The organism is Chroococcidiopsis sp., from assembly GCF_051657925.1.
Lineage (GTDB): Bacteria > Cyanobacteriota > Cyanobacteriia > Cyanobacteriales > Chroococcidiopsidaceae > Chroococcidiopsis.
In genome coordinates this window covers 24603-35517 of the sequence record NZ_JBOFLP010000365.1, presented here as the reverse complement: position 1 = coordinate 35517, position 10915 = coordinate 24603, and the positions used below count along the sequence as shown (strand labels likewise).

Here is a 10915-nt window from a genome sequence, read left to right as displayed (position 1 = left end):
ACAGGCGCGAGAATGCCGCAAGCCCAGTAACCCGTTGGTTTACCGCTAATTTCTTCTAGCTTGCGCGTCCATTCGGGGTAGAGCGATCGCGATCGCCAGCACAGATCTAACATTGCCCCTGGAGGGATTTGTTCGGCTTGAGGTGCTAGCATTCCCGCCGCTGCATGACTTGCCGCAGCATGAAAATCGCGGCAAAGTAAAGTGACAGATGCACCGCGCAATCTTAACTCAACGGCGATCGCCAAACCAACGACCCCGCCACCAATAATTAAAATGTCATTTGTCATTCGTCATTTGTCATTTGTGAGTTAGGCAAGAGGCGAGAAATTGAGCGATCGCTTTACCAGCGGTGCTTTGCCAGCCATTGTGTATGCATATATTGTGTATGCATTTTGAGTTCTTTCCATAAACAGCTTCCCTCCGCTGGTATTACCCAGTCTCAGGTTCTAAGGGACTATCTCAGCCTGGTTTCCCAGACACCCCTAGCTATATTCGCTCATCCTAGCACTTGAATCAGAGGAAAGTTCAGAAGCTGCCGATGTTAGCCCTATTGTCATAGTAGTTCGCTGCATAACACATCGACCGGAAAAGCGAAGCATCTTTACATCCATCAACACAATCGCTCTGCTGGCACTTTCTATCATTCCGACTTCCGACTTCCGACTTCCGAATTCCACACAATTTCCGTACCTTGTCCCCAAAATCCGTCAAATTTTGTTATCTTTACATCACCTAAAACTTTTGTTTGGCAAGCTAACCTTAAGTTGCGCGTGGGAGAATGGGGAGGAAGGGAGCGACGGGTTTTGTCCTGCCAATTTGGTTCGGAAACTTCGCCTTCGACTAACACCGCACAAGTACCGCAACTGCCAATACCGTGACAATTAATAACTTTAGCGCCGCCGTTATACAAGTCAATGTCATGCTTAAGCAAGACTTGTCGTAAATTAGCGCCGCGATCGCATTCGATTATTTTACCTTGAGCAATTACCTTTACCATCTTCATGTTAGTTAGCGACTTCGCCATCTAGTTCTACCTAAAATCAGAATATCGCTTTCTAAAGTTCGAGCTTTCCTGTGTTTGTTTTTTCCCTATGACCGAAGCATTACCCCTTGCCTCCAACCCAAACCAAATCTGGATTTACGATACGACCCTGCGCGACGGTACGCAGCGTGAAGGCTTGTCTGTATCCTTAGAAGATAAATTACGCATTGCCCGCCAGCTAGACCAATTGGGCGTTCCCTTTATCGAAGGTGGATGGCCTGGGGCAAATCCTAGAGATGTACAATTCTTCTGGCAGCTGAAGGAAGAACCCCTCAAACAAGCCGAAGTCGTTGCTTTTTGTTCTACCCGTCGTCCCCATGTCAGTGCGGCGGAAGATTCATTACTGCAAGCGATTTTGGCTGCTGGGACTCGCTGGGTAACGATCTTTGGCAAATCTTGGGATCTCCATGTTACAGAAGGGCTAAAATGCAGCCTGGAAGAGAATTTAGAGATGATTCGCGATACAGTTACCTACCTTCGCAGTCAAGGGCGACGAGTCATTTACGATGCCGAACATTGGTTCGATGGATACAAACACAATCGCGATTATGCCTTAAAAACTTTAGCAGCCGCGATCGCCTCTGGAGCAGAATGGCTCGTTCTGTGCGACACCAACGGCGGGACTTTACCACATGAAATTAGTTCTATCGTCCGCAACGTAGTTTCATTTATTCAAAAATTTCCGACTCCCGATTCCTGTACGGGCGGGTTTGGAAACCCGCCCCTACCGATTCCCCAAATAGGAATCCATACTCATAATGATTCCGATACAGCTGTCGCCAATGCGATCGCAGCTGTGATGGAAGGGGCGAAGATGGTGCAGGGAACGATCAACGGCTACGGCGAACGCTGCGGGAATGCAAACCTCTGTTCTCTCATCCCTAACTTACAACTCAAACTCGGCTACCAATGCCTTGCTGACGCGCAACTGCCTCAAATAACTGAAGTTAGTCGTTTTGTCAGCGAAGTTGTCAACCTTGCCCCTGACGAACACGCGCCTTTTGTGGGGCGTTCTGCCTTTGCCCATAAGGGAGGCATCCACGTCTCGGCTGTGGAACGCAATCCTCTCACCTACGAACACATTCAGCCAGAACAAATCGGTAACCGCCGCCGGATTGTGATTTCTGACCAAGCAGGAATTAGCAATGTCGTCGCTAAAGCCCGTACATTTGGGATTGAATTAGATAAACATAACCCTACAGCGCGGCAAATTCTGCAACGATTGAAAGAATTAGAAAGTGAAGGCTATCAATTTGAAGCCGCTGAAGCTAGTTTCGATCTCCTCATGCGCGAGGCGTTGGGTAAACGACAGCAATTTTTTGAAATTAAAGGCTTTCAAGTTCACTGCGATTTAGTTGAAGGGCGAACTAATACTAATGCCCTCGCCACTGTTAAACTAACTGTTAGCGGTCAAGATATTCTCGAAGCCGCTGAGGGAAATGGTCCTGTAGCAGCATTAGACAGGGCATTGAGAAAAGCTTTAGTGAATTTTTATCCTCAAATTGCTCAGTTTGAATTGAGCGATTACAAAGTCAGAATTTTAGACGGACACAGCGGTACGGCAGCAAAAACCCGCGTATTAGTAGAATCAAAAAACGGTCATCAGCGTTGGACGACCGTTGGCGTTTCTCCTAATATTTTAGAAGCTTCCTATCAGGCAGTTGTAGAAGGATTGGAATATGGATTAATGTTGCATTCGTCAGTTGAAACTGCACCGAAAATCAAGACATTCTAGCAGGGGCGCATAGCTGTGCGCCCCTACAGTCTACAAATTCAAATTAATGCACAGACTCAACAGGTAATTCTGTACCCGCAGGCGATCGCAAATCTTCTACCATTTCTTGTACGGCAATTGGTGGCGGTGGAGTCAGGCGGGAAACGATCAGAGTAACGATAAAGTTAATCATCATCCCGACCGTGCCGATACCTTCGGGAGAAATCCCAAATAACCAAGGTTGCATCCCGTAAAATTTCACCCCGACGATGTAGAACAGGGTGAACAATAGACCGACTATAATACCTGCGATCGCACCTTCTCGATTCGTTCGTTTATCGAAAATACCCAACACAATTGCGGGGAAAAAGCTAGCAGCCGCTAAGCCAAAGGCAAAAGCTACCACTTGCGCCACAAATCCAGGCGGATTGATCCCAAAATATCCCGCCAGCACCACGGCTAACCCGACCATAATCCGACCGACAAACACCCTTTGGGTTTCCGAGGCGTTGGGATTAAGTATTCGGTAGTAAATATCGTGGGCGACAGAACTGGAAATTACCAACAGCAAACCACTAGCGGTCGATAAAGCTGCGGCTAACCCTCCAGCGGCGACAAGTCCAATCACCCAAGGAGCTAACTTAGCGACTTCTGGGGTAGACAAGACAATAATATCGGGGTCGATGGTGATTTCGCTCGTATTTTTATCGGGTGTTAACTCGATGAGTCCGTCATTATTTTTGTCGTTAAAGGTTAAGAGTTTGGTTTTTTCCCATTTGTTTGCCCAGTCTAACTGTCGCACTTGGGTAATTGGCTGATTGTGCAAAGTGTTAATTAAGTTGTAACGGGCGAAAGTTGCCAAGGCTGGAGCGCTGGTATAAAGTAGGGCGATAAATAACAACGCCCAACCAGCCGAATAACGGGCAGCTCTGACGTTGGGAACCGTGTAGAATCTGACAATAACGTGCGGTAGTCCTGCCGTTCCTACCATCAAGGCGAGAGTAGTAAACAGCACGTCCAGCATCGAGCGGTTAGCAAATGGTTGCGAATACTCCTGAAAGCCCAAATCCAACTGAATTTGATTCAGTTTGCCGACAATATCGCTAAACGTAAACGCCAGTTGCGGAATCGGATTACCAGTTAAAAGATAAGCGATCGCTCCTGCTGGAATCAAATAAGCCACAATTAAGACACCATACTGGGCTACCTGCGTCCAGGTGATGCCTTTCATGCCGCCCAAAACTGAGAAGAACGCCACTACCACCATCCCGATAATCACGCCGGTGCTGATATCGACTTGGAGAAAGCGGCTGAAGACAATTCCGACACCCCGCATCTGTCCGGCGACATAAGTTAGAGAGACAAATAAAGCAGCGATAACCGCGACTAACCTAGCCGCATTGGAGTAATAGCGATCTCCCACAAAATCCGGCACGGTATACTTGCCAAACTTGCGCAGATATGGCGCAAGTAGGAGTGCCAGCAGCACGTAACCGCCAGTCCAACCCATCAGATAAATCGAGCCATCGTAGCCCAGAGTCGAAATTAACCCCGCCATCGAGATGAAAGAAGCTGCGGACATCCAATCAGCCGCCGTTGCAGCTCCATTGGCGATTTGGGGGATATCTTGCCCAGCGACGTAAAAGCCGGAACTATCTTTGACGCGCGATCGCCAACCGATGTAGAGATACAGTAGGAAAGAGAGGGCAACTAAAATAATCGTCCAAAGTTCTGCTGACATGATTTCCCCTCACTTCCTAATCCCATATTTGCGATCGAGCTTGTCCATTTGAAACGCATAGATAAAAATCAAGACGACAAAAGTTAAGATCGAGCCTTGTTGTGCCATCCAAAAGCCTAGAGGAACGCTCCCAATTCGGATTGCATTCAACGGCTGTGCTAACAGGATGCTAAACACCAGGGATACCAGCGCCCAAACAATTAATAGATTCCGAATTAAAGCCGTGTTTGCCCGCCAGTATGCTTCTTGTCTATCTCTATCCATAGTTTTATAAATTGAATTTGTGAAATGATATGGATTAAGGTGTAAAAACGCAAGGCTTTGGCTGTAAAAATAGTTTAAAACTTAACAATCTAATCGATACAAAAAAAGTTTGCTTTTCAGTTGCAAGAAAGTATGAATTAACTGAAAAAGAAATTAAGACTAAAGACAAACAGTAAACTGAGGCAAGGACAATTTTTTGGTATAACGGCGACTTAATCAAAACAAATGTCATCGGGTTAGCGGTTGACGATCCAGGACTCTTGTATGGAGCAACCGTGTTTACTACACTGCGAGTTTATTGTCAGTCACTCGATCGCCCCTTAACGAACTGGAAAGGACATTGCGATCGCCTCCGCTCCAGCATTCAATTCTTAGACTGGCAAGAACCAAACTGGCAGAAAGTTCGACAAGGAGCAGAAATCTTGCTGCAAGATTTTCCCGTATTGAGAGTCACAATCTTTCCTGACGGCAGAGAGTGGATAACTGGGCGATCGCTACCAACGGACTTGACAGAAAAGCAAAAACATGGAGTAGCAGCCAGCTTAATATCTGGAGAAGAATTTCACCGCTTCCTACCCACCCATAAAACAGGTAACTACTTAGGTGCGTGGCTAGCCAGAACAAAAGCCCAACACATGACAGCCAGCGAAGCAATTCTGCTCAATAGCAACGATAACTGGCTGGAAACCAGTACGGGTAATTTGTGGGGATGGCAAGACGGTTGTTGGTGGACACCACCACTAGAGGCTGGAATATTACCAGGCGTAATGCGATCGCAACTGCTTGACTGGCTCGAAAATCAAAACCAACCAGTTATGAAAAAACCTTGGATACCAGAAATGGTCAAAACAATGGAAGCGATCGCCTACAGCAATAGCATTGTAGAACTCATTCCCATCCATAGCGTATTTGAGGAGCGAGGAGTAAGGAGTGAGGAGCGAGGGCAAGCAAAAACGAATCAACTAAACTACAACCCCTATCATCCAGCCTTTGAGCAACTACGCGAATTGTTTGCAGACTAACTCTCAGCGCCTTCTTTGCGCCTACGCCTACTCTACTCTTCGCGTCTACTCTTCGAGAACGCTCCGCGTATGCGTATTTGCGCGACATTATCTTCTCCCACTCCCATAAAGAGAAGCCCCACCCGCCGCAACTGTCACCAACGCGATCGCCATTATTGCCCGTAACTCCAAAGTTTCCCGCAAAACAATAAAACCAATGACAGCCGCCGCCACAGGTTCCAAACTCAACAACACGCCAAACACCCTTACAGGTAGCCACCGTAACGCCTCTAACTCAAACGAGTATGGAATCGCCGAAGAAAGAATCGCCACTCCAAACCCAATAAATAACATTTGTGGATTTAACAGCGCCGAGCCACCCGTAACAATTCCCATTGGCAACATAACGATCGCCGCCACTGCCATCGCCAAAGCCAGCCCCACGCCTCCAGGGACAACCCGCCCTACCTTAGCAGAAAGGAGAATATAAGCCGCCCAAAATCCCCCCGCTGTCAGCGCCAAAATAATTCCAGCAAGATTGACGGTCAAACCACCAATTGGAGCCAGCAAAACGATACCGCATCCAGCCAGCAACACCCACAACAGATCGAGCAAGCGCCGAGAATTGGCGATCGCCACGCCCAAAGGACCGATAAACTCCAACGCTACCGCAATGCCAATTGGAATCCGCTCGATTGCCAAATAAAATGAGAGATTCATCAAACCCAAAGACAAACCAAACAAAATCAGCACCCCGTAGTTCTGGCGCTGAATACCCTTAATTTGCGATCGCCATAGCACCAGCAACACCACCGCTGCAAAACCCACCCGTAACAGCACTACAGCAGCAGGACTGAGCGTACTAAACAACGTTTTCGCGATCGCCGAACCTAACTGAGTCGAGGCGATCGACAGCAGCACCAAACTTGTAGGCGATAGAGTAGGCTGAGAACCAATCTTTTTCATCGTTCACCAACATCGTCGATCGGAGTGCGATCGCGTAACCCCAATCCACCATAATTCAACATCAGCCGCCGCAACAAATCACCCCTAAGAATAGTGATGCGTGGTGCGTGGTGCGGTGCGTGAAAAGAGGTAAAAGTGAGAGATAAAAAGTACATTCTTTCCCTCGCTCCTCGCTCCTCACTCCTCGCTCCTCATTCTGATACCTGACAAGCGGCAAGTTTCTAAGGTAGATTAAAATTAATTAACATAAGAAAAAAACGCCCTTGCCCGTAAGCTTTAGGAGGCTAACCCTCGGTGAATAAACGGTGGAGAAACGCAGGGCTGTACGCATTACTGGCAATTGTGGTCATTGCGCTGGGAACGGCGTTCTTTGACAAACAGCCTCAGAGTCGAGAGACATGGCGATACAGCGATTTTATTCAAGCAGTTGAAAAAGGTAGAGTTGCTCAGGTCAGACTTAGTGCCGATCGCACCAGAGCACTTGTCAAGCCTCAAGATGGCAGCCAAGTCATCGTCAATTTACCCGATGACCCCGAATTAATTTCAATCTTGACGGAGAGAGGAGTTGATATTGCGGTTCTACCTCAAACTGATGAAGGTTTTTGGTTCAAAGCCCTCAGTAGCTTATTTGTCCCCGTCTTGCTTTTAGTTGGCTTATTCTTTTTACTACGCCGCGCCCAAAATGGTCCTGGCAGCCAAGCAATGAACTTTGGCAAGTCTAAAGCTAGGGTACAAATGGAGCCACAAACGCAGGTAACATTTGGCGATGTGGCTGGAATCGACCAAGCCAAATTGGAATTGAACGAAGTTGTAGACTTCCTGAAAAATGCAGATCGCTTCACCGCAGTCGGGGCGAAAATTCCTAAAGGTGTATTGCTAGTTGGACCCCCAGGAACGGGTAAAACTCTCCTAGCTCGTGCTGTAGCGGGTGAGGCTGGCGTTCCCTTCTTCTCAATTTCCGGTTCGGAATTCGTTGAAATGTTCGTTGGTGTGGGTGCGTCTCGCGTCCGCGACTTATTCGAGCAAGCAAAGGCAAACGCACCTTGTATCGTATTCATCGATGAAATTGATGCCGTAGGACGGCAGCGCGGTGCTGGTTTAGGTGGTGGTAACGACGAACGGGAGCAAACCCTGAACCAGTTACTCACCGAAATGGATGGTTTTGAAGGCAATACTGGAATCATCATTATTGCTGCAACTAACCGCCCAGACGTACTTGATGCAGCGTTGTTGCGTCCCGGTCGTTTCGATCGCCAAGTCGTTGTAGATCGACCCGATTACGCCGGACGTTTGGAAATCCTCAAAGTTCACGCCCGTGGCAAGACTTTGGCAAAAGACGTAGATCTAGATAGAATTGCCCGTCGTACACCAGGTTTTACAGGTGCAGACCTATCGAACCTGTTGAATGAAGCTGCAATTTTAGCTGCTAGACGTAACCTGAGCGAAATTTCGATGGATGAAGTCAACGACGCGATCGATCGCGTTTTGGCAGGTCCTGAGAAGAAAGACCGCGTGATGAGCGAGAAGCGCAAGCAACTCGTAGCCTATCATGAAGCCGGTCACGCCTTAGTAGGGGCGCTGATGCCAGACTACGACCCCGTACAGAAAATTAGCATCATTCCTCGCGGTCGCGCTGGTGGTTTGACTTGGTTCACACCTAGCGAAGACCGGATGGACACCGGACTCTACAGCCGTTCGTATTTAGAAAATCAGATGGCTGTGGCTTTAGGTGGTCGGATTGCCGAAGAAATTATCTTTGGTGAAGAAGAAGTCACCACTGGTGCATCCAACGACTTACAACAAGTCGCCAGAGTTGCCAGACAAATGATCACTCGTTTTGGTATGAGCGATCGCCTCGGTCCGGTTGCTCTCGGTCGTCAACAAGGTAATATGTTCCTCGGACGCGATATCGTTGCCGAACGCGACTTCTCCGAAGAAACAGCTTCTGTCATTGACGAAGAAGTGCATCAGCTCGTTGATACCGCTTACAAGCGAGCAAAATCAGTACTAACTAACAACCGTGCCATTCTAGATCGGCTAGCTCAAATGCTAGTAGAGAAAGAAACTGTAGATGCAGACGAACTGCAAGAGTTGTTAGCAAATAACGATGTCAGAACAGCTGCGATCGCATAGTTGTTCAAGACATTAACATTAGTAGGGTGGGCAATGCCCACCTTTTTTATTTCAATAGTAGGGTGGGCAATGCCCACCTTTTTTATTTCAGCGAGTAAGTGTTGTCATAGGGCAATTTCTGGGAATACTGAAAAATAGCGAACAGTTATCAGTGGTCAGTTATCAGTTATCAGTTATCAGTTGTTAGTTACTTCTCACTTACGACTTACGACTTACCAATTACCAGTAACTATTATCTCTTAAACACCTATGTCTATTCAACAACTTCAACCTGCCAACCAGCAAGAATTAAGAGTTTACCTTCCTTATTTTCAAGGCAATAAACGTAATATCTTACCCCTTGCCATCAGTTTGTTTAAAAAAGGAGTGATGGAAGGACAGCGTAAAATTGAAAGTGCGGATGGTATTCCCTTTATAGCAACTTGGAATATTTCCACATTACCAGCAGACCTGATCCGGTGTCGGCTACAATTTGATGGTAACGCCGATTTGAGTTACGAGTTGCTAATGCAAAGCTCGGAATATATCGATCATTTAATCGATGTCATTCTCAATTTTCAGCGCAGCCGCAGTACAGATTTTTCTAAACCTTTTTACCGCAAACTACTCCGCATTGAAGAATAGCAAACAGTTATTCTTATCGAGTAGTTCTGAGCAATTAGCTGCTAGCAATCGATAACTAGTGGCGCGATCGCATGAGGGTGAGAACATAGATTATATCCCCCTCAATTCCCTTTAGAAAGGGAGACTTGTAAATTGTGATATTAAAACTTGGATTAGATTTTCTAGCAGCGATCGCATTTTATACTTGTCTGCCCATCCCTAAGTTGAATTTAGACTTTCAGCGCGTAGCGCGTCTTGTACCGCTGGTAGGTTTGATTGTAGGTGGAATTCTAGGATTGTTAGATCTGGGCTTATTTTTATTAGGCGTACCCATACTAACTCGCAGTGCTGTAGTTGTCGTAAGTTGGATTGCGATTACTGGGGGACTGCACCTAGATGGAGCAATGGATACTGCTGATGGCTTGGCAGTACAAGATCCGCAAAGACGCTTACAAGTCATGGCAGATAGCGTTACAGGTGCGTTTGGAGCAATGGTTGCGATCGCTATCCTACTACTAAAATTATCAGCCTTAACCGATCTCGATACTTATCGCCCTCTAATATTGATGGCAGCTTGTGGTTGGGGACGATGGGGACAACAAGTCGCGATCGCCTGTTATCCTTATCTCAAACCTACAGGTAAAGGAGCATTTCACAAAGCAGCGATTCGGTCTTATTGGGATTTATTGCCAGGACTGTTATTATTGCTCGGTCTTAGTGGAGTACAGCTCTTGCTAAACCGCGATCGCATTGTAGCGTCTCTTGCTATGGCATTAGGTGGCAGTGCAATCTCTATTATGACTAGCGCTTGGTTGAATTATAAGTTAAGCGGTCATACGGGAGATACCTACGGCGCGGTTGTAGAATGGACGGAAGCCTTATTTTTGTGCTTGTTGACAGCTTTTTGACAGTTATCAGTGAAGAAGGGGAGCAGGGAGCAGGGAGTAGGGAGCAGGGAGCAGGGAGTAGAAAGCTGAAGGAGAAAAGTACACTAGTAGCTAACCTACTCACAAATGACAAATGACGAATGACAAATGACTACTCACTACTCACTCATTTAATGCCGAATTGTCCGTCCTTCGATGGCGGGATAAGGTAGATCGGGAACAGAGTTCCACAATGCAGATGGTTTGTCTTTGATGACGAGAGGAACCTTGGCTGGCATTTTGGGATCGATAACAGGAATTTTGGACTGGTTAGGTGCTGTTTGTAGATTGACAGGAGCGTTAGTAGGATGGGTTGTATTCGTAGTGTCAGGTTTGGCGGGAGTGGGAGATGTCTTCTTGTTACATATTTGAGAAAGATCTACTTGTTTACCATCCCGAGTTTGAATATAGCAGAGTAGATCGTTGGCACTGGCACTTGAGATAAATGCGGTTGCAACGACCGATATTGATGTCGTGACTAACCCTAATAATAGTAAGTATTGGTTTTGTTTGTTTATCATTGAT

Annotated in this window: 12 protein-coding genes and 1 riboswitch; of the genes, 5 read left to right on the top strand and 7 right to left on the bottom strand. The window is 46.9% G+C overall.

From position 1 onward, the window contains the following. Together ACRC32_RS29365 and ACRC32_RS29360 are read right to left on the bottom strand one after the other, a co-directional pair. A partial coding sequence (locus ACRC32_RS29365) for an FAD-dependent oxidoreductase (protein WP_438557290.1) occupies positions 1-287 on the bottom strand: 287 nt, incomplete at its 3' end. A gap of 111 nt (positions 288-398) precedes the next feature. Next, positions 399-494: riboswitch (TPP riboswitch) on the bottom strand. Positions 495-640: 146 nt separating this feature from the next. Continuing rightward, positions 641-997: a 2Fe-2S iron-sulfur cluster-binding protein gene (locus ACRC32_RS29360; protein WP_438557293.1), complete on the bottom strand. Its 357-nt coding sequence runs from the start codon at positions 995-997 to the stop codon at positions 641-643. 94 nt (positions 998-1091) lie between these two features. Here ACRC32_RS29360 and cimA point away from each other — a divergent pair, with 94 nt between their 5' ends. Continuing rightward, positions 1092-2777, top strand: a complete 1686-nt coding sequence (cimA, locus tag ACRC32_RS29355; protein WP_438557289.1) for a citramalate synthase — start codon at positions 1092-1094, stop codon at positions 2775-2777. Positions 2778-2820: 43 nt separating this feature from the next. On the opposite strand, the gene ACRC32_RS29350 is transcribed toward cimA, so the two are convergent. Both ACRC32_RS29350 and ACRC32_RS29345 read right to left on the bottom strand, forming a co-directional pair. After that, positions 2821-4497 carry a sodium:solute symporter family protein gene (locus ACRC32_RS29350; RefSeq protein ID WP_438557288.1) on the bottom strand — a complete coding sequence of 559 codons (1677 nt, stop codon included), beginning with the start codon at positions 4495-4497 and terminating at the stop codon, positions 2821-2823. Positions 4498-4506: 9 nt separating this feature from the next. Further along, the gene (locus tag ACRC32_RS29345; protein WP_106547093.1) at positions 4507-4761 is read right to left on the bottom strand and encodes a DUF4212 domain-containing protein; all 255 of its coding nucleotides are present in this window, start codon (positions 4759-4761) and stop codon (positions 4507-4509) included. 191 nt (positions 4762-4952) lie between these two features. Here ACRC32_RS29345 and ACRC32_RS29340 point away from each other — a divergent pair, with 191 nt between their 5' ends. Beyond that, positions 4953-5783, top strand: a complete 831-nt coding sequence (locus ACRC32_RS29340; RefSeq protein WP_438557292.1) for an aminotransferase class IV — start codon at positions 4953-4955, stop codon at positions 5781-5783. Between the two features lie 87 nt (positions 5784-5870). Here ACRC32_RS29340 and ACRC32_RS29335 read toward each other — a convergent pair whose 3' ends face one another. Together ACRC32_RS29335 and ACRC32_RS29330 are read right to left on the bottom strand one after the other, a co-directional pair. Then, entirely contained in the window at positions 5871-6728 is an 858-nt protein-coding gene (locus ACRC32_RS29335; RefSeq protein WP_438557287.1) for an EamA family transporter, read from the bottom strand. Further along, on the bottom strand, positions 6725-6883 hold the full coding sequence (locus tag ACRC32_RS29330; RefSeq protein ID WP_438557286.1) for a hypothetical protein: 159 nt from the start codon (positions 6881-6883) through the stop codon (positions 6725-6727). Before ACRC32_RS29330 ends, ACRC32_RS29335 begins: the two co-directional genes overlap by 4 nt. Positions 6884-7022: 139 nt before the next feature. On the opposite strand from ACRC32_RS29330, the gene ftsH3 reads away from it, so the two are divergent. The 3 genes from ftsH3 (at position 7023) to cobS (ending at position 10372) form a co-directional block, all read left to right on the top strand. Next, entirely contained in the window at positions 7023-8861 is a 1839-nt protein-coding gene (ftsH3, locus tag ACRC32_RS29325) for an ATP-dependent zinc metalloprotease FtsH3 (protein ID WP_438557285.1), read from the top strand. Between the two features lie 249 nt (positions 8862-9110). Continuing rightward, entirely contained in the window at positions 9111-9485 is a 375-nt protein-coding gene (gene ebsA / locus ACRC32_RS29320; protein WP_438557284.1) for a type IV pilus biogenesis protein EbsA, read from the top strand. Between the two features lie 134 nt (positions 9486-9619). Then, positions 9620-10372 (top strand): adenosylcobinamide-GDP ribazoletransferase, encoded by a 753-nt coding sequence (cobS, locus tag ACRC32_RS29315; RefSeq protein ID WP_438557283.1) that lies wholly within the window; start codon positions 9620-9622, stop codon positions 10370-10372. A gap of 149 nt (positions 10373-10521) precedes the next feature. Here cobS and ACRC32_RS29310 read toward each other — a convergent pair whose 3' ends face one another. Then, on the bottom strand, positions 10522-10911 hold the full coding sequence (locus tag ACRC32_RS29310) for a hypothetical protein (RefSeq protein WP_438557282.1): 390 nt from the start codon (positions 10909-10911) through the stop codon (positions 10522-10524). Between the last annotated feature and the right edge of the window lie 4 nt (positions 10912-10915).

Coding starts and splice junctions, on each gene's coding strand:
- ACRC32_RS29350 (WP_438557288.1), bottom strand. CDS start 4,497: ATGTCAGCAGAACTTTGGACGATTATTTTAGTTGCCCTCTCTTTCCTA.
- cimA (WP_438557289.1), top strand. CDS start 1,092: ATGACCGAAGCATTACCCCTTGCCTCCAACCCAAACCAAATCTGGATT.
- ACRC32_RS29310 (WP_438557282.1), bottom strand. CDS start 10,911: ATGATAAACAAACAAAACCAATACTTACTATTATTAGGGTTAGTCACG.
- ACRC32_RS29360 (WP_438557293.1), bottom strand. CDS start 997: ATGGTAAAGGTAATTGCTCAAGGTAAAATAATCGAATGCGATCGCGGC.
- ACRC32_RS29345 (WP_106547093.1), bottom strand. CDS start 4,761: ATGGATAGAGATAGACAAGAAGCATACTGGCGGGCAAACACGGCTTTA.
- ebsA (WP_438557284.1), top strand. CDS start 9,111: ATGTCTATTCAACAACTTCAACCTGCCAACCAGCAAGAATTAAGAGTT.
- ACRC32_RS29330 (WP_438557286.1), bottom strand. CDS start 6,883: ATGTACTTTTTATCTCTCACTTTTACCTCTTTTCACGCACCGCACCAC.
- ACRC32_RS29335 (WP_438557287.1), bottom strand. CDS start 6,728: ATGAAAAAGATTGGTTCTCAGCCTACTCTATCGCCTACAAGTTTGGTG.